This window comes from Streptomyces sp. GbtcB7 (assembly GCF_019091445.1).
In the GTDB taxonomy this organism is placed as follows: domain Bacteria; phylum Actinomycetota; class Actinomycetes; order Streptomycetales; family Streptomycetaceae; genus Streptomyces; species Streptomyces mirabilis.
In genome coordinates, this window is record NZ_JAGXJM010000008.1 from 294,335 (window position 1) to 312,136 (window position 17,802).

Here is a 17,802-nt window from a genome sequence, read left to right on the forward strand (position 1 = left end):
CAACCCACGGCTTTCCGGAGCGGAACCCGGAGTTACGCGAGCGCCTTCTCCACCGCCGCCACGACCTCCGCCGACTCCGGCTCGGTCTGCGGCGAGAACCGCGCCACCACGTCTCCACCCGGCCCGATCAGGAACTTCTCGAAGTTCCAGCGGATGTCACCGGTGTGGCCCTCGCCGTCGGCGGTGTTCACAAGACGCTGGTAGAGCTCGTGCCGCGCGTCCCCGTTGACCTCGACCTTCTCGGTCATCGGGAAGGTGACGCCGTAGGTCGCGGAGCAGAACTCGGCGATCTCCTCGGAGGTGCCGGGCTCCTGCCCCATGAACTGGTTGCAGGGCACACCGAGCACGGTGAAGCCCTGCCCCGCGTACCGCTCGTGCAGCCGCTCCAGGCCCGCGTACTGCGGGGTCAGCCCGCACTTGGAGGCCACGTTCACGATGAGCACGGTCTTGCCGCGGTACTGCCCGAGGTCCGCGGTGCCGCCCTGGAGGGAGTCGATCCGGACGTCGAGCACGGAACTGCTTGAACTGTCAGTAGTCATAAACGGATGCTAACTCCGCTTGATGTCGCCCCGGCCGCCGCCCGTCTTCCGCCCCGCATCCGCTCAGCGTCCGCCCGGCATGCGCTCAGCGTCCGCCCGGCCACGTCCCCGTCCGCTCGGTAAGGTCGCGACCGTGACCACAGCGAACACGATCAAGGGCATCTACGAGGTACTCGACGACCGCTTCGTCACCGGCCGCTGCACGAACGGCGACGGCAGGCTGGAGGTCCTCCACGACGGCTCCCGCTGGGCCGAGGGCCCGCTGTACGTGCCCGCCTGGCGCCAGCTGATCTGGAGCGACATCCCCAACGACCGCATCCTGCGCTGGGACGAGCCCACCGGCACGGTCGGCGTCCTGCGCACCCCCGCGGGCAACAGCAACGGCAACACCCTGGACCGTGAGGGCCGCCTGATCAGCTGCGAGCAGGGCAACCGCCGGGTGACCCGGACGGAGCACGACGGATCGGTCACCGTCCTCGCCGACCGCTACGACGGCAGGCGGCTCAACAGCCCGAACGACGCGGTCGTACGGTCGGACGGTTCGGTCTGGTTCTCGGACCCGGACTTCGGGATCCTGAGCGACTACGAGGGCCACCGGGCCGAGTCGGAGATCGGCGCGTGCCACGTCTACCGCCTCGACCCGGGTACCGGCGAGGTACGGCTCGCCGCGGACGGCTTCGACGGGCCGAACGGCGTCGTCTTCTCGCCCGACGAACGGCAGCTGTACGTCTCCGACTCCCGCGCCGCCCGCATCCGCGCCTTCGACGTCCGCGACGACGGCACCCTCACGGACGGGAGAACGTTCGCGGAAGCAAAGAATGGTGTTCACTTCGACAACATCCGCTTCGACGACGAGGGCAGGCTGTGGGCGGCCGCCCTGGACGACGGGGTGCACTGCTACGACCCCGACGGCACCCTCATCGGCCGGCTCCTGATCCCCGAGAGGGTCTCCAACATCACCTTCGGCGGCCCCAAGAACAACCGCCTCTTCATCACGGCGTCCACGTCCTTGTACTCGCTGATGATGTCGGTGACCGGCGCCCCGCGCATCCAGCGGCACCGGTAGACCGGCACACCGGTAACCGGGGGCACCCGCTCCTCCCGGCCTACTCCCGCTGGGCCTTCACGAGTACCTCCCCGGCGGGCGTACGGGAGTACAGCACCGACCGCCCGGCCCGCCCCCTCCGTACCAGCCGGGCGTCCAGCAGCACCTTCAGATGGCGTCCGACCGAGCCGAGCCCCTGCCCGGTCAGGGCCACCAACTGGGTCGTGCTCATGGGGGAGTCGAGGAGGACGAGGACCCCGGCGCGGGCGGGTCCGAGCAGCGCGCCCAGGCTCTCCGGCACGGCCTCGGGACCGGTGTCGGCGAGCACGCCCGAGCAGGGGTAGACGACGGCGTACCGGTCCGGCTCCTCCCATGACACCCAGCCGTGCCGCTGCGGTGTGATCGGTACGAACATCAGCTCGGCGCCGGAGATCTCGCGTGGCGGGTACTCGTGGAGGTTGACCTGCAGCCGGTTGTCGCCGAGCCAGCGCGTGCCCGGCCGCAGCGCGTCGAGGGCCGCCGCCCAGCCGCCCTGGCTCAACTGCGCGGTCCGGGCGACGACATCGGCCTCCAGGACGCGCCGCCGCCGGTCCCAGTACGGGCGTACGGCCTCGGTCCAGACGTGGGTGAGCAGGTCGGCGGCGCGCTCCGGGAGGTCGTCGCGGTGCAGGGCGGCGGGCAGCGGCCCTGCGAGGGAGACGGTGAGATGGGCCCGCGCGTCCACGGCCGACGCCTCCCGCACCCGGGCGACCTCCTCCTCGAAGTCGGCCTCGCCGCGCGGCGTCGGCGTCAGGAAGTCGGCGATCCAGTTCCGCCCGAGCCCGGACCGTATGAGCAGCGCGGTGACGGGGTCACCGGCCAGCCGTCTTTTGTACGCGGGCAGATGGGCGTCGAGCCAGGCCCGCTCCCCGGGGTGCGCGGCGGTCCCCGCGTGCAACAGCTTGACGGCGGCGAAGGTCTCGGCGAGCGGGGAGAGCACGAAACGGGTGCGGGCGAGGGTGTCGGCGTTGATCTGCCACCAGCCCATCCGCACCTCCCGCCGCTTCTCTCTCGCCGTCCATGGCCCTGTGTGGTTTCGCTCCTCCGCGAAACAATAACGACCACGCCGGGCGCCACCCGAGACTCCGCGCATGCGCAGCTACTCCGACCTTTTCCGCACCCGGGAGTTCACCCCTCTCTTTCTGTCCTCCGCGCTCAACTCGGCGGCCTCGACGATCGCCGGCCTCGCCGTCGGGACGCTGGTGTACAGGGCGACGGACTCGCCGCTGCTGCCGGCGGTGAGCATGTTCGGGCCGCAGCTCGCCCAGGTGGTCGGCGCGACCACCTTGTTGTCGGCGGCGGACCGGCTGGCGCCGCGCGCCACGATGACGGGCATCGCCCTGTCCTTCGCCGTCGGTACGGCGGTGATGGCGACGCCGGGGCTTCCGGTCTGGGGCCTGTTCCTCCTGATCTTCGTCCTGGGTCTGTTCTCGTCCCTCGGCGGCGGTGTCCGCTGGGGTCTGCTGAACGAGATCCTGTCCAAGGACGGCTATCTGCTGGGCCGTTCGGTCTTCAACATGGCGAACGGCCTCACGCAGATCACGGGTTACGCGACGGGCGGCGTCCTGGTGGCGGTGCTCTCGCCGAGGATCACGCTGGCGGGCGCGGCGGCCCTGTATCTCGCGGCGGCCCTGATCACCCGCTTCGGCATGACCCGCCGGGAGCCGAGGGCCACCGGCCGCCCCTCGATCGCGCAGACCTGGCGTACCAACGCGCTGCTGTGGTCCTCGCGCCCGCGCCGGACGACGTACCTGCTCCTGTGGATCCCGAACGGTCTGATCGTCGGCTGCGAGTCCCTGTACGTGTCGTACGCCCCGGACCGGGCGGGTCTGCTCTTCGCCTTCGCGGCGTTCGGCATGTTCGTGGGCGATGTGACGACGGGCCGTTTCATCCCGCCCGCGGTCCGCGGTCGCCTGGGCATTCCGTTCCTGTTGCTCCTGGCGACGCCCTATCTGCTGTTCGCGCTGCGGCCGGGGGTGGCGGTGGCGGCGGGCGCGGTCGCCCTCGCCTCGGTCGGCTTCGGGGCGAGTCTGATCCAGCAGGAACGCCTGATGGCCCTGACCCCGGACGAGCTGAGCGGGCACGCCCTGGGGCTGCACTCCTCGGGCATGCTCACGATGCAGGGGGTGAGCGCGGCGCTGGCGGGATCGGTCGCCCAACTCACCTCGCCCGGAACGGCGATGACGGTGATGGCGATCACTTCGATCGCCGCGACGCTGCTGATTTCGGGCCCCCGCCAACGCCCGGAAGTGTCCACACCACAACAGAAGCAACCAGAAGTGAACTCCCTCTGAACGCCGAAAAGTTGTACGACCGGAGCCACAACTCCCCTGCGGAGGACGTCGTCGAACGGGATGACCACACGCGCACGGACTTGTGCGCGGACCTCATCGGCCCCCAGGGCCCCGTTGGGCCCGTCGGGCCCCGTGGAGGAGAAGCAACCATGTTCAGTCGCCGCATCACCGCTCTGCCGAGGGCGCTGGCGCTCGCCACCGCCGCCGTGGCCGTCACCCTCGCCGCCCCCGCGGCACAGGCCGCGCCCGCCAAGAGCGCGACCGCGGTCGTCGTCGGTCAGAAGCTATTCTACACGGCGGCCGCTGGTCAGACGAACCACCTGTCCATCTCCTGGGCGCTCGGTGCGTTCGACCCGGATTCCCAGCTGAGCGACTTCATCTACACCTTCGACGACACCGTCAAGATCTCCCTCGGCGCGGGCTGCGTCCGCCCGGCCGGCGGCGACGACACCAAGGCGGTCTGCACGGTGACCGAGCCCAACACCTCGGCGTCCGATCTCGACTCCCTGATCGTCGACCTCGGCGACGGCAACGACACCGCGACGACCAGCAACACCAGCGGCGGGTACACGAGGATCTACGGCGGGCCGGGCAACGACACCCTGACCGGCCACGGCGTCGACGTCCTCTACGGCCAGGGCGGCAACGACCGTCTCTCCGGCGGCGGTGGGGTCTACGACGAGGGCGCGAACGGTGGCGCGGGCAACGACACCCTCGTCAACTGCAGCGCCGAGTGCCACGGTGGCGCGGGCGACGACAGCCTGTCGGGCACGAGCGGCGACAACTCGCTGTTCGGCGACGACGGCAACGACAAGCTGTACGGCAACGCGGGCCGTGACCTGCTCCAGGGCGGCCGTGGCAACGACATCCTGTACGGCGGTGCGGGCGACGACAAGCTGTACGGCAACAGCGGCAACGACGTCCTGCACGGAGGGGCCGGCAAGGACTTCCTGTCCGGCGGCCCCGGCCGCAACAAGACGTACCAGAACTGACCCGTTCGCGGGGTGGTCGGGCGGGCGTGAGGAACGCCGGCCCGACATGCTCTCGGTCTCCCCTGGGGCCGAGAGCCTGACCGTCCCCCCTGAGGTCAGGCCCTGCCCGTCCCGGACCCCTCGACGGCGCGCAGGGCCTCGATGACGCTGGCCACATGAGCACGGGCGGCCGCCTCGGCGCGCTGCGGATCACGCGCGGCGATGGCCTCGACGAGGGCGAGGTGTTCGCCCAGGGAGACCTGGGGGCGTCCGGACTGCAGGGCCAGCCGGAACTGGTGGCGGACGATCTGCGCGTTCAGGCGGGTGAGGAGTTCGGCGGCGGTGTCCTGGCCGGAGATGTCCCGGACGAAGTCGTGCAGTTGGCGGTTGAGCTCGGAGTACTTCAGGGGCTCGGCGGCCTGGACGGCGGCGCGCAACTGCTCGCCGAGCGCGAGGAGTTGTGTGATCTGCGCATCGGTGACCCGTTCGGCGGCCTTGGCCGCGCACAGCCCCTCGAGCACCATGCGGCACTCGTAGATCTCCACCGCCTCGCTCACGGACACGGTACGGACCCGGGCCCCGCGGTTGCGGATCCGCTCCACAAGGCCGTCGGCGGCGAGATCGACCAGCGCGGCCCGCACGCTGGCCCGTGTGACGTCGAACTGCTCGGCCAACTCGGCCTCGACCAGTCGCTGTCCTGGCACCATGTCACCGGCGAGGATGGCCCTGCGCAGCGCGACGAGGGCCTGCTCCTTGGCCGCGGCGCCGCTGCCTTTGGCACTGCCGGTAGCTGGGGACACGTACGTACTCCTTCGGTCTCGAGCTCCTGGAGCGCCTCGGGCTTCCTCGAGTTCTCCGCTCTCCTGGGAGATGGTTACCGACCGTAGGATGGGTACACAAAATCGTCAACAATCTGGCCCCGACCGTTGGGATCCGGGCCCCGGTGGCTGCTGGCATTCTGGGGGTGTGGGCGTGGAGCGGATGCGGATCCGCCGGGGAGGGGAGCGTGCCATGGGCGGGGCGGAACGGGATCGCGTCGGTGCGGGGCCGATGGGTCCCGAGCAGATGATCGCGGAGGCGCGGAAGGCGTTCTTCGTGATGTTCGGGTTCCTGGCGCTGGTCTGGCTGGCGCAGCTCGCGAACTTCGCCGACCACTACGCACTCTCGCGGGACTACGGAGTGGTGTCCGGCGACATCGGCACGCTGCCCAACATCCTCACCGCACCCTTCCTGCACTGGAACTGGGCACACATCGAGAGCAACTCGGGACCGCTGTTCGTCTTCGGATTCCTCGCCGCCTACCGAGGGGTGGTCCGCTTCCTCGGGCTGAGCCTGCTCATCGTGGTGACCAGCGGCCTCACGGTCTGGTTCCTCGAGCGGGGCAACGTGGACACGGTCGGCGCCAGCGGCCTGATCTTCGGGTACTTCGGCTATGTCGTGGTGCGCGGGCTCTTCGACCGGCATCTGATCGACACGCTGATCGGTGTCGTCATGGCGGCCTCCTTCGCCTACATGCTCACCGTGGCGGTGCCCGGGACGCCGGGGGTGAGTTGGCTGGGACACCTCGGCGGCCTGATCGGCGGCCTCGTCGGGGCCTGGCTCTTCCGGGACCGACGCCCCCGGCCCGCCAAGGACACCCGCGCCGGCGGCGGCACCGGCCCGACCACCCGCGCCGCCCTTCAGCCCCGCCCTGACAACCCACGCGCCGACCTCCACAAGGAACTCGGCGACCTGGGCCTGCTCTAGGGCCTGTCCGGCCGATCATGCACTGGCACTGCAAAGGACCCGCCGCGGCCGGGGGAACGGCTGCCGCCCCCTGAGGAAGGAACACGAACTAGCCGTCATCGACGGCTCTCGCGCGCGAGTGCTGAAGCGTACGCCCGGGTTCGACCCGGCCGCGTCTTCTCCAACGACCAGGTGGCCACGGGTCCGTTGACCGTCGGGGGAGCCGTAAGCGCCGTACTCGACCACGCCTGCTACGGCGATGTCATGTTCGCCCTGGAACAGCAGTCCGGCTCCGTCGTCACGTACATCGCCGAGGTCCACCGGGACCACGCCACGCGTCTCGCCGCGCTCGACGAACCCGAAGGCATCTGAATCCGGCTCGCGGGCGAGTCGTACCCGCTGCTCCGCGAGATTCCGCACGCCACCGCCCCGGCCTCCCGCCGTGTGCGGCCTGGCTCACACCGATAGGCCCGTATCGCACGGTGGACCGTGGGTACGCGCCATCCATTGGCCTCGGCGGCGCCGTCATCCCCGCCTGAAGGGTGCAAATCCGGCAACCTTGTCATTTGACCGTCGGGCATGTGATCGGGGGCTTCCGCGGCCTGTCCGAAAAAGAAGGACGACCCTGGAACGGGGGACGCATGACCCAGGCGGACGATCGCAGGGGACTGGCCGGCGTGGCCACGAGACAGGGGCTCGAGGGAGCGGTCGCGGAGGAAGCGCCGTTGCCGCAGGCGGCCCCCGCGCCACGGGTGATCCCGGTCAGGCGGGGCGCCCGCGGGGACCGGCTCGCCGCGTTGGACGGGCTGCGATTCCTGGCGGCGCTGTCGGTGGTCCTCTTCCACTTCGTCGGCCAGACCCCCGGGGCGATGGTCGTCGTCTGGGGGCGCCCGTACCAGAGCACCTTCCCGGAGGCGCACGGTTACTTCGCCTTCGGGCGGCTCGGTGTCGATCTGTTCTTCCTGATCAGCGGCTTTGTCATCTGCATGAGCGCGTGGGGGCGTACCCCGCGTGACTTCTTCATCTCACGCGTCACCCGTCTGTACCCGATGTACTGGATCGCGATCGTGGTGTCGGCGTGCGTCATCTACTTCGCCGACACCCCGTTCGGGCACCCCAACCCGCGGGTGCTCTTCGCGAACTTCACGATGTTGCAGACCCCGCTCGGTGTGTCCAACCTGGACCCGGTCTACTGGACGCTCTGGCCGGAACTCTGCTTCTACCTCACGTTCGCGGTCGTGGTGTGGAAGGGCCTCACCCACCAGCGGGTGGTGATCTTCTGTGGGTTGTGGACGGTCGCCGCGGTGCTGGCGCCCAGCGCCCACATCCCGCTGCTCACGCTGATGGTGAACCCGACGTCAGCCCCGTACTTCATCGCGGGCATGGCCTTCTACCTCATGCACCGCTACCGGCCGACGCCGTTGCTGTGGGGGATCGTCGCCATGTCGTGGCTGCTGGCGCTGCACTTCCTGCTGGCACCCCACGGCGGCCGCGTCAACTGGGCCACGTGGACGCCGTGGCGCGGCTGGCTGATCCTCGTGACCACGCTGTTCTTCCTGGTGATGGGCGCCATCGCGCTCGGCGGGACCCGTCGGATCCGCTGGCGCGGGCTGACCGTCGCGGGTGCGATGACCTTCCCGCTGTACCTGTTGCACGACACGATCGGAATGACCGTCGCCCACCACTACGGCGACCGGATCGATCCCTCGGCGCTGGTCGTGGCCACGGTGACCGCTTTGATCGTCCTGTCGTACCTCGTGCACCGCTTCGTCGAGCGGCCCGTCGCGCTGGCCATGCGGCGCTCGCTGAACACGGCCGCGTTCGACCTGCAGCCGCCGACGCCGCGCTCTTGACGGGTGGTGGTACGACGGCGCCCCGGGCGATCGTCGCCCGGCCGCGCACCCGGCGGGTCCGCACGCCGTGAATGTGCTGGCCAAGCAGGCCGTTCGCGCCGCAGGTGCTGTTTGGGTAAAGGGTTCGGCATCGACAGTTCAATGGTCTTGTCCTGTGCATGTCTCACTCGATGAGATGCACGGAGACCACTTCGTGCAACTCAGGACCACCCAGGGGGATTCATGCACATATCCCGTACCGGGCGCGGCATCGCGGCCTCCACGGCCGCCACCGCCGCCCTCGCCGTCGCCGCGCTGGCGACCGCTCCGCTGGCCGGCGTCACCACCGCCGCGCCTGCCGCCGTACCGCACACCAAGGCCGTCCCGGCCATCGCCGGGCACACCCTCGTCCGCGACGTGGCCAGCCCGCTCTCCTGCGAGCAGTGCCAGGCCAAGTGGCACATCGCCTGTTACAACCCGCTCCAGTACCGCACCGCGTACGACCTCAACGCGCTGTACCGGAAGGGCATCACGGGCAAGGGGCGCACGATCGTCATCGTCGACTCGTACGGCTCCCCGACCGTTCAGCACGATCTCGACGTCTACAGCAAGCAGTTCGGCCTGCGCAGCACCAAGGTCAACGTGGTCAAGTGGGGCAAGGTTCCCGTCTTCGATCCCAAGAACGCCGACATGACCGGCTGGGCGGGCGAGACCACCCTGGACGTCGAGATGGCGCACGCCGTCGCGCCGGACGCCAAGATCGTCCTGGTGGAGACGGCGGTCGCCGAGACCGAGGGCACCACCGGTCTGCCGGAGATGATGGACGCCGAGAAGCACCTGATCGACCATGGCGTCGGCGACGTCATCAGCCAGAGCTTCGGCGCCACCGAGGACACCTTCCCCGGTTTCGACAAGGGCGACTTCTCCAGCATCAAGAAGCTGCGTTACGCCTTCGAGGACGCGAACCGCAAGCACGTGACCGTTCTCGCCTCCTCCGGTGACGGCGGCGCCACCGACCTGAAGGCGGACGGCAAGACCTACTACAACAAGCGCGTCAACTCCTGGCCCTCCTCGGACCCGCTGGTCACCTCCATCGGCGGCACTCAACTCCACCTGAACGACAAGGGTCAGCGCGTCAAGCCCGACAGCGTCTACAACGACTACGGTTCGGGCGGCGGCGGCCAGTCCCACGTCTTCTCCCGCCCGGCCTTCCAGAACGGCGTGAAGAACGTCGTCGGCGCCCGCCGCGGCACCCCGGACGTGTCGCTGGCCGCCGCGGTCAACGGCGGTGCCTGGATCTACTCCAGCTTCGACCCGACCGCCACCGGCTGGGACGTCACCGGCGGCACCAGTGAGGCCAGTCCGCTCTTCTCGGGCATCGTCGCCCTCGCCGACCAGGCGGCCGGCCACCGGGTGGGCAACATCAACGAGGCGCTGTACGCGCTCTCCAAGCGTTCCGCCCACCACGACAAGAGCGCCGGCGTCGTCGACGTCAACGACGGCACGAACAACAGCTACGAAGGCGTCACCGGCTACAAGGCCGTCAACGGCTACGACATGGCCACCGGCGTGGGCACCGTCGACGCCCTCCGCTTCGTGCCCGCACTCGCCCGAGCGAGCCACCGCGGCTGAGTTGCCCCTGCGAGTCGGCCCCTGAAAGATGCCCCTGAGACGGCCCGGGTTCCACACCCGGGCCGTCCGTCTTTTTATCTGCAGAAATCAAGTCGGTGGATTCAGGATGAGAGGATCTAAATACTCGAAATCGACGACAGGCTGATTAATTCCCTCTCGCACATATCCTCCTTCGGTATGCCGCCCTCTTCCTCGATTAGCGTGTCGGACAAAACGGCCACGGTCACCCTTGTTAATCTGCGGTTCCCATCGCCTTGGTTAAATTCCGGCGCAATCCGGTCGAGAGGAAACTGACCATGCACGACTATTCTCGTCGCGGCCTGCTCAAGGCGACGGCGGCGGCCGGCGCCGGCGCGGTGGTTCTCTCGGGTGTCGCGGCAGCGGAAGCCCCGGGAGCGAGCGCCGCGACCGAAGGGGGCGAGGGCGCGAAATGCAAACCGGCGACGCTGACCGGCCGCATCGTCCGTCCCGACGACCCCGGGTACCCGAATGCGAGCCTGGGCTGGGACGAGCTCTTCGCTCACTATCCGCTGGTCATCGTCTTCGCCCAGAACACCCAGGACGTGGTCAACGCCCTGACGTGGGCGCGGCAGAACGACGTCGCGCTGCGAGTGCGCAGCGGGCGCCACAGCCTCGAGGGCTGGTCCAACGTGGACAACGGCATCGTGATCGACATCAGCGAGTTGAAGTCGGTCCACATCGACACCGCCTCTCGTATCGCGACGGTCGGCGCCGGGCTCAGCCAGTTGGAGGCCGTGACCACGCTCGCGAAGAAGGACCTCGCGGTGACGACCGGGACGGAAGGCACCGTGGGTCTGTCCGGTGCGACGCTCGGCGGCGGTTTCGGCTTCCTCACCCGCTACCTCGGCATGGCCTGCGACAGCCTGGTGGGGGCCGAGGTCGTCGTCGCGTCGGGTGCCGAGTGCGCCAAGGTGGTCAAGGCGGACTTGAACAACAACTCGGACCTGCTCTGGGCGCTGCGCGGGGCGGGGAACGGCAACTTCGGGATCGTCACGTCACTCACCTACAAAGCGGCTCCGCTGAAGAGCGTCACTTATGTGCAGGCCACGTGGGAGGGAATCGGGGACCTGCACGGGGTCTTCGACGCATGGCAGCGTACGGCGCCGACCGCCGACAACCGCCTCGGAACCCAGGTCGAGATCCACAAGAACCAGATCCTGCTGTTCGCGGTCCTCGCTGAAGGAACGCCGGAAGAGGCGAACGAGTTGCTGGCCCCGATTCTGTCGGTCGGCGACCCCCAGGTCTCGGTGCAGGTGGGTAACTGGGGCGACGTGTACGCGGGATTCCAGATTCCGACCGAGGACGAGCCCGCGAACTGGAAGTTCTTTTCGCAGTTCACCAGAAAGCCGTTCCCGGAGAAAGCGATCAGCCTGATCGCCTCATTCATGCAGGACGCCCCCACGGACGACAGCAACTTCTTCACCCAGGCCTTCGGCGGGGCGGTCAGGAAGAGCCCCCGCGGCGGCACGGCGTTCCCGCATCGCGACGCGCTTTTCTACTCCGAGCCCGGCGCCGGCTGGGGGACTCGTACAGGACAGCCAGGTGTCTGCGACCCTCTCACCCCGCAGGCCCAGGCCTGGATCGCCGAGTTCAGCCAGGCACTGCGGCCGTACGTGAACGGCGCCTACGTCAACGTGCCGAACATCGGAATCCAGGATTGGGAGACCGCCTACTGGGGATCCAACTTCGACCGGCTGCGCAAGATCAAGGCGAAGTACGACCCCCGCAACGTCTTCCAGTACGAGCAGAGCATCCCGCCCGCGTTCTGCTGACCGAACCAACACAAAGGGCCGGCCCGGGAGGAAACCCCTCCCGGGCCGGCCTCTATGACGATCGTTATAGTGCAGGTGGAGTCGCGTTATAACGAACGTCATAGGAGGTGGTCGTGACCATCATCACCGTGAACACACCCACAGGGCGTCTGAGTCTGGAGCAGCGCCGCACGCTGGCCGAGACGCTGACGGACGCGGTGCTCGTGCCCGAGGTCGGCCGGTTCGCGCCGGCCGCGCGAGTCGGTTTCCAGGTGCACTTCGTGGAGCGCGCGCCGGACATGATGGCCATCGGCGGCCGTCTGCTGGCGGACGCCGGTCCGGGGCTCGACGTCATGGTGATCGACGTGGCGGTCATGGACGGGGACTGGCGCCGGGAGGTCCGGGCCGAGGTCGTCGAGCGCGTCCTGGCCGCGATGGCCGAAGCCTGCGGCCTGTCGACGCCGTCGCCGGCCTGGTGGGTCAACTTCCGGGTCATCGACGAGGGCAGCTGGGGCTCCAGCGGCGGCGTCCTCTCCGTCCTCTCCCTCCTCGACAGCGGCGTGTTCACCGAGGAGAAGATCAAGGCGATCCGCATGGCGGTCGGAGCCTAGGGCCTTTCAGCGCCGAGGGGCTGTCGGCGCCGAGGGCCTGTCAACGCCGAGGGCCTGTCGGCGTCGAGGGACTGTCCGGGCAGGCATCCCGAATCCTCGCACCGGGACGCCTGTCACGCCGGCTGGTCGAGCGCGCCGAGGATCAGGGCTTCGAGTTGCCGTGCGACCTGGTCCAGGGGCTCCATGGTGCGCTTGGCGCGGCACATGGCGATGGCGCCCTCGACAGATGCCACGACGAGGGTCGCGAGCCCGGGAGCCTGGTCGGGGGCGGCGCCGTGCTCGCGCAGCGCCTCGGCGAGCAACTGCTCCCAGCGGTCGAACGCCTCGGTGGCGGCGACGAGGGCGGGCGGGGTCTCGTCGGCCGGCGGCTCCTCGACGGCGACGGCCAACACGGGGCAGCCCGCGCGGAAGTCGCTCGCGAGGACGATGCCGCGCCACAGTGCGAGGAAGGCGTGCAGCCCGGCGACCGGGCCCGCGTCCAGTTCCTTGCGCAGGACGCGGGTGACTGCCGCATCCGCGTACCGCACCGCCTCGGTGGCCAGTTGCTGCTTGCCCTCGGGGAAGTAGTGGTACGTCGAGCCGAGTGGCGCTTTGGCGTGTTTGGCCAGGTCGCGAATGCTGGTGCCGTTCAGGCCGCGCCTGCTGATCATGTCGGCCGCACCGGCCACGATGCGTTCGCGCGACGGCGCGCTGGGTTTGGCCAAGACCGTGCTCCCTCTGGTTATAACGCTCGTCTTAGTCTAGCGTGGCCTCCGGTTATAACGACTGTTATAGACGCTTCGCGGTCCGCTCATGGACCGTGCGCACAGCCCGAGGGAGACTTCGTCATGCCGCTGATCCGGCTCACCGTTCCGGCCGGTTCGCTCACCGAGGAGGGACGCGCGAGCGTCCGGAGCGACCTTGCCGCCGTACTGCTGCGCTGGGAGGGAGCGCCCGACACGGCGTTCTTCCGGGCCCAGGCGTGGAGCTACCTGGTCGAGCTGCCCGAGGGGGCGCAGACCACCGCCGAGGACGACGAACCCCGCTTCCTGGTGGACGTCACGGTTCCGCAGGGTGCCCTGTCCGAACGACGCAAGGCCGGACTGGTCGAGGACGCCACCAGGACCGTGCTCGAGGCCGCCGGGCTCTCCCAGGCCGAAGCGCTGCGGGTGTGGGTGCTGGTGCACGAGCAGCCCGACGGCACCTGGGGCGCCGGCGGCTCGGTCATCCACTACGCCGACCTGGTGGCACTGGCTCAGGAGAACCGGGGGCAGCGCGCCGATGCGTGAACTGACCTACGTCGCCCGCCACACCGTCGAATGGCGCGAGGCACCCGACCCCGAGCTCCGGTCCGCCCGGGAGGCCATCGTCGCTCCGGTGGCCGCCACCTCCTGCGACGTGGACTCGGCGATCCTGGCCGGACACGGCTTCCTTGACCCGCCATTCGCCCTGGGCCACGAATGCGTGGCCCGGGTGGTCGAGACCGGCGACGACGTGACCGCCGTAGCCCCCGGGGACCTGGTGGTCGTCCCCTGGTCCATCAACTGCGGCAGCTGCGACAACTGCCGCTCCGGACTGACCGCGCACTGCACGGCCGTACCGCACATGGCCATGTACGGCGCACCGATCGGCGGTAGTTGGGGCGGTCTCTTCTCCGACCTGGTCCGCGTGCCCTTCGCGGACGCCATGCTCGTACCCCTGCCCGCGGGCCTCGACCCGGTCGCCATGGCCTCGGCCAGTGACAACTGGTCCCTGTCCTGGCGCCTGGTCGCACCCCATCTGAAGAACAGGCCCGGGGCCCGGGTCCTGGTCGTCGCGCGCGGCAGCATCGGTCTGTACGTGTGCGACATCGCCCGCGCACTCGGCGCCTCCGACGTCCTGTACGTCGACCCGGACCCCGAACACCGCCGGATCGCCGAGAGCTTCGGTGCCCGTACGGCCGCGGCGACCGAGCCCGTACGGCATGGTTTCGACCTCGCCGTCGAGGCCACCGGCCGCGTCGACCAGCTCGCCCTCGCCGTCAAGTCCCTTGCACCGGAAGGCTTCTGCGAGTCCGCGGGCAACCATTTCCGCCCCGGCGAGCTGCCCCTCCTCGACATGTACCTCACGGGCGTCACCCTGCGCGTCGCCCGCGACAACGTCCGCAACCACATCCCCGACGCCCTCGAACTCGCCCGCTCCGGCCGGGTCGACCCCGCCCGGGTCGTCTCCCACGTCCTCGACTGGGAGCAACTCCCCGACGCACTGCCCGAGAAGCACCTCAAGCCCGTCTTCGTCCGCGCCGACGACTGACGACACCCCGATCGCGGGCGGCGTCGTAGTGACCGAGCGTGCTGTCCTTGTCGATTCGGCCGCTACGGGAACTCTTCGCCGCCCGTGCGGGCCTGCTCCCCGCCGTTGCGGGTCAGGACACTGTGGACGGCCGACCGACCCCGAGGACGTCGAGCATCGCTCGGGTCGCCGGGCTGGGGTTGAAACGGCTCCACGCCAGATACTCGATGCGATGCGGCCCGTCGACCACCGGGACCAACGCCAGTTCGGGGTCGTGGGCGGCCGGCGGCCGGATGAACGCCGACGGCAGCAGCGCGACGCCGAGCCCGCGCGCGATCAGTCGGGTGATGAGCTCGACGACGCCGGCCTCGTACGCGACGTCGCGGGCCAGTCCCGCGGCGGCGAACGCCTGATCGGACTGAGCCCGGGCGGGTGTCCCGGCCACGAAGTCCACGAACGTCTCCTCGGCGATCTCGTGCAGCGTGACCCGGGAAGCACCCGCCAGCCGATGCCCGGTCGGCACCACCAGTACGTGCTCGTCGTGATCGAGCACCACGCTTTCCACACCGGACGGCTGTTCGCTCTCCGGCAGGCCGAGGAAGGCGATGTCCAGGTCGCCGTTCCGGATGGCCGCCGCCAGTTCGTCGCTGCGTCCGGAGCGGAGGGCGACCTGGACGTCCGGGTGCTGGGCGCGGTACCGCTGCAGCAGCTCGGGCACGTCGACGGCAGCCGTGGTCACGATCACGCCGACAGCGAGCCGGCCTCGTACCACGCCGGTCGCGGCGGCGGCGTCGGCGGCCGCGCGGTCGGCAGCGGCCAGACACTCGCGCGCGCCGACGAGGAACGCCGCTCCCGCGCCGGTCAGCTCCACGCGGCGGCTGGAGCGGGCGAACAGCTTGACCCCGAGCTCCCGTTCCAGGCTCGCGATCCGGTGACTGAGCGACGACTGCACCGCGAAACAACGCTCCGCCGCGCGCGTGAAGTTGCGGGTTTTGGCGACGGCGACGACGTATCGCATCTGCTGGAGATCCACGCGTCAATCGTCGCATCGACCGCGGCATCGATCGTTCTCGTTCATGGCTGACATGGCAAGCATGCGTTGGACTCATGACGCGTGATGCCGAGACTTCATCACATGCATTCCTCGACCGAGCGATCACCCGGCCGGCTGCGGACCTCGTCCACACAGCAGACGGTCACGATCGCACTGACCGCCCTCGCCCCCGCGTGCGAGGGGACTGGTGGTGGAAGGCCGCCGTCCTCGGCCTGCTCAACATCGGTGGGATGCCCCTGTTGTTCCTGGCCGCCGAACGACTCCCCGGCGGTGTCGCCGCCACCCTCGATGCCGCCCAGCCGCTGCTGGTCACGGGCTTGGCCGTCGCGGTGCTCCGCGACCGGCCGACGGCCTGGCGACTGACCTGGGCCGTGCTGGGCGTGATCGGCGTCGGTCTCGCCGCGCTCGGTCCGCAGGCCCGACTGGACGCCGTCGGGGTGCTCGCCGGCCTCGGCCATACGACCAACATGGCCGGCGGGGTCGTGGCCGGCTGGCAACTGACCGTCGGCGGCCTGCTGCTGCTCCCGCTCACCCTCGCGGTCGAGGGGGTGCCACAGCGGATCGACGCCGGAGCGGTCGGCGGCTGCCTGTGGCTCGGCAGCATGGGTGGGCTGATCGCGTACACGCTCTGGTTCCGCGGGATCGGCAAGCTGCCGGTCGGCGCGTCCGCACCGCTGGTGCTGCTGTCTCCGTTGGTCGCCGCGGTCATCGGCATCGTGCTGGGCGAGTCACTGAGCCTGCCGCAGACCCTTGGTTTCGTCCTCGCCCTCGCCGCCTTGCTCGCCGCGCAGCTCAATGCCCCGAACCAGATGCGCGAAGACCAGATGCGCGAAGACCAGATGCGCGAAGACCAGATACGAGGAGAACGGGTCCGATGAAGACAGGCATGACGATCGCCGTGCTCGGCGCCACCGGGATGGTCGGCAGCCGGGTGATCACCGAGGCCGGCGCACGCGGACACCGGGTGCTTGCCCTGTCCCGGAAGCCTGCGAGTGAGGACCCGAACGTGACACCGATCGCGGTCGATGCGAACGACTCGTACGCCGTACGCGAGGCGCTTGCAGGCTCCGCCTCGAACGGCGTCTCGAATGGCGCCTTGGACGCCGTCGTGCTGACCGTGCGGACCGTTCCGGTCGACCAGGGGTTCTTGGTCGGCGTCACCCGCACGGTGCTGGATGTCGCCGCACAGCTGCGGGTCGCCGACAACCGCGCGTATGTCCCCGCCGAACTGAAGGCCGTCGCCGCTGCCGGGACAGCTCAGTTGCGGACCTGCCAGGCCCATGCCGATGCCGACTGGGTCTACCTGAGCCCGCCGGCCCTGCTCGAGCCCGGTGAACGAACCGGCCGCTATCGGCGCGGCACCGACACGCTGCTCACCGGCGCCGACGGGCGATCGTGGATCAGCGCCGAGGACCTGGCCGTCGCCGTGGTCGACGAACTCGAGACCCGTGGCCCCGAACGCCTCATCACGGTCGTCCACCGCGACGGACGCCCGTCGGAATGAGCCGGTCGACGGGCGGGTCGATGTTCCGAGCGGCGCCCTCGCGAGTGCTCAGGACGCGCCGCGAGAGACCTCCCGCCTGGTCACTCCGGCGGCTGCCGCCGGGTCGCGTGGGCGCTCCGGTCAGGTTTGCCTGGGAGAGACACGAGGGGGCCATGAGGGGGCTCAGTAAGCCGCGAGACAGGGAACGAAATGACGATCACGACCGCGCGTTCGACCATGACCATAGGCGACTTCCTGCTGCGCCGTCTGCGGGAGGCGGGCATCCGGCGCCTGTTCGGGGTCGCCGGTGACTCCAACCTCGAGTTCCTCCAGCAGATGGAGGAACTCGGCGAGTTCACGTGGGTCGGCACCTGCAACGCGCTGAATGCCGCCTACGCGGTCGTCGGCTACGTGCGGCTCACCGGCATCTCGGGGCTCGTGGTGACCCCCGGCGTCGGCTCCTGGAGCGCGATCAACGGTGTCGCCGGCGCGTACAGCGAGCACGTCCCCGTCGTCTGTGTCTCCGGGTCGATTCCGCTGAAGGCGCTGGGCCGG

18 protein-coding genes and 1 pseudogene are annotated in these 17,802 nt (G+C 69.7%); 14 read left to right on the top strand and 5 right to left on the bottom strand.

Annotated elements, in window-relative coordinates; genetic code table 11:
- Positions 1 to 32 precede the first annotated feature (32 nt).
- Entirely contained in the window at positions 33 to 539 is a 507-nt protein-coding gene (locus KVT44_RS16300; protein ID WP_099922103.1) for a glutathione peroxidase, read from the bottom strand.
- A 133-nt stretch (positions 540 to 672) separates the two neighbouring features.
- Here KVT44_RS16300 and KVT44_RS16305 point away from each other — a divergent pair, with 133 nt between their 5' ends.
- The gene (locus KVT44_RS16305) at positions 673 to 1,605 is read left to right on the top strand and encodes an SMP-30/gluconolactonase/LRE family protein (protein ID WP_308314021.1); all 933 of its coding nucleotides are present in this window, start codon (positions 673 to 675) and stop codon (positions 1,603 to 1,605) included.
- 40 nt (positions 1,606 to 1,645) lie between these two features.
- Here KVT44_RS16305 and KVT44_RS16310 read toward each other — a convergent pair whose 3' ends face one another.
- On the bottom strand, positions 1,646 to 2,611 hold the full coding sequence (locus tag KVT44_RS16310; protein WP_217567561.1) for an ArsR family transcriptional regulator: 966 nt from the start codon (positions 2,609 to 2,611) through the stop codon (positions 1,646 to 1,648).
- Positions 2,612 to 2,714: 103 nt separating this feature from the next.
- Here KVT44_RS16310 and KVT44_RS16315 point away from each other — a divergent pair, with 103 nt between their 5' ends.
- Entirely contained in the window at positions 2,715 to 3,917 is a 1,203-nt protein-coding gene (locus KVT44_RS16315) for an MFS transporter (protein WP_217567562.1), read from the top strand.
- A 149-nt stretch (positions 3,918 to 4,066) separates the two neighbouring features.
- Positions 4,067 to 4,909, top strand: a complete 843-nt coding sequence (locus KVT44_RS60025; protein WP_302832059.1) for a calcium-binding protein — start codon at positions 4,067 to 4,069, stop codon at positions 4,907 to 4,909.
- A 95-nt stretch (positions 4,910 to 5,004) separates the two neighbouring features.
- Here the strand turns inward: KVT44_RS60025 and KVT44_RS16325 are convergent, their stop codons facing one another.
- The gene (locus KVT44_RS16325; RefSeq protein WP_308314022.1) at positions 5,005 to 5,688 is read right to left on the bottom strand and encodes a GntR family transcriptional regulator; all 684 of its coding nucleotides are present in this window, start codon (positions 5,686 to 5,688) and stop codon (positions 5,005 to 5,007) included.
- 211 nt (positions 5,689 to 5,899) lie between these two features.
- Here KVT44_RS16325 and KVT44_RS16330 point away from each other — a divergent pair, with 211 nt between their 5' ends.
- The 6 genes from KVT44_RS16330 (at position 5,900) to KVT44_RS16355 (ending at position 12,460) form a co-directional block, all read left to right on the top strand.
- Positions 5,900 to 6,634, top strand: coding sequence for a rhomboid family intramembrane serine protease (locus tag KVT44_RS16330; RefSeq protein ID WP_190170903.1), 735 nt, complete (start codon positions 5,900 to 5,902; stop codon positions 6,632 to 6,634).
- Between the two features lie 186 nt (positions 6,635 to 6,820).
- On the top strand, positions 6,821 to 6,985 hold the full coding sequence (locus KVT44_RS16335) for a hypothetical protein (protein WP_217567563.1): 165 nt from the start codon (positions 6,821 to 6,823) through the stop codon (positions 6,983 to 6,985).
- Between the two features lie 305 nt (positions 6,986 to 7,290).
- Positions 7,291 to 8,466 (top strand): acyltransferase, encoded by a 1,176-nt coding sequence (locus tag KVT44_RS16340; RefSeq protein WP_308314023.1) that lies wholly within the window; start codon positions 7,291 to 7,293, stop codon positions 8,464 to 8,466.
- Between the two features lie 222 nt (positions 8,467 to 8,688).
- The gene (locus KVT44_RS16345) at positions 8,689 to 10,077 is read left to right on the top strand and encodes a S8 family serine peptidase (protein ID WP_217567565.1); all 1,389 of its coding nucleotides are present in this window, start codon (positions 8,689 to 8,691) and stop codon (positions 10,075 to 10,077) included.
- 296 nt (positions 10,078 to 10,373) lie between these two features.
- On the top strand, positions 10,374 to 11,870 hold the full coding sequence (locus KVT44_RS16350; protein WP_217567566.1) for an FAD-binding oxidoreductase: 1,497 nt from the start codon (positions 10,374 to 10,376) through the stop codon (positions 11,868 to 11,870).
- A 113-nt stretch (positions 11,871 to 11,983) separates the two neighbouring features.
- The gene (locus KVT44_RS16355) at positions 11,984 to 12,460 is read left to right on the top strand and encodes a tautomerase enzyme (protein ID WP_217567567.1); all 477 of its coding nucleotides are present in this window, start codon (positions 11,984 to 11,986) and stop codon (positions 12,458 to 12,460) included.
- Positions 12,461 to 12,573: 113 nt separating this feature from the next.
- On the opposite strand, the gene KVT44_RS16360 is transcribed toward KVT44_RS16355, so the two are convergent.
- The gene (locus tag KVT44_RS16360; RefSeq protein ID WP_099922111.1) at positions 12,574 to 13,164 is read right to left on the bottom strand and encodes a TetR/AcrR family transcriptional regulator; all 591 of its coding nucleotides are present in this window, start codon (positions 13,162 to 13,164) and stop codon (positions 12,574 to 12,576) included.
- 123 nt (positions 13,165 to 13,287) lie between these two features.
- On the opposite strand from KVT44_RS16360, the gene KVT44_RS16365 reads away from it, so the two are divergent.
- Together KVT44_RS16365 and KVT44_RS16370 are read left to right on the top strand one after the other, a co-directional pair.
- A complete protein-coding gene (locus KVT44_RS16365) occupies positions 13,288 to 13,728 on the top strand; it encodes a tautomerase family protein (RefSeq protein ID WP_217567568.1) in 441 nt (146 codons plus the stop codon).
- Positions 13,721 to 14,731 (top strand): zinc-binding dehydrogenase, encoded by a 1,011-nt coding sequence (locus KVT44_RS16370; protein ID WP_217567569.1) that lies wholly within the window; start codon positions 13,721 to 13,723, stop codon positions 14,729 to 14,731. The genes KVT44_RS16365 and KVT44_RS16370 overlap by 8 nt, the downstream gene beginning before the upstream one ends.
- 112 nt (positions 14,732 to 14,843) lie before the next feature.
- Here KVT44_RS16370 and KVT44_RS16375 read toward each other — a convergent pair whose 3' ends face one another.
- Positions 14,844 to 15,743, bottom strand: coding sequence for a LysR family transcriptional regulator (locus tag KVT44_RS16375; protein ID WP_217567570.1), 900 nt, complete (start codon positions 15,741 to 15,743; stop codon positions 14,844 to 14,846).
- Positions 15,744 to 15,845: 102 nt separating this feature from the next.
- Between KVT44_RS16375 and KVT44_RS16380 the strand changes: the two are divergent.
- The 3 genes and pseudogenes from KVT44_RS16380 to KVT44_RS16390 all read left to right on the top strand — a co-directional run.
- A pseudogene (locus KVT44_RS16380) lies at positions 15,846 to 16,642 on the top strand (EamA family transporter).
- A complete protein-coding gene (locus KVT44_RS16385) occupies positions 16,639 to 17,268 on the top strand; it encodes an NAD(P)-dependent oxidoreductase (RefSeq protein WP_254649443.1) in 630 nt (209 codons plus the stop codon). Before KVT44_RS16380 ends, KVT44_RS16385 begins: the two are co-directional and overlap by 4 nt.
- A gap of 189 nt (positions 17,269 to 17,457) precedes the next feature.
- The coding region (locus KVT44_RS16390) for a thiamine pyrophosphate-binding protein (RefSeq protein ID WP_254649444.1) at positions 17,458 to 17,802 on the top strand (345 nt) is incomplete at its 3' end.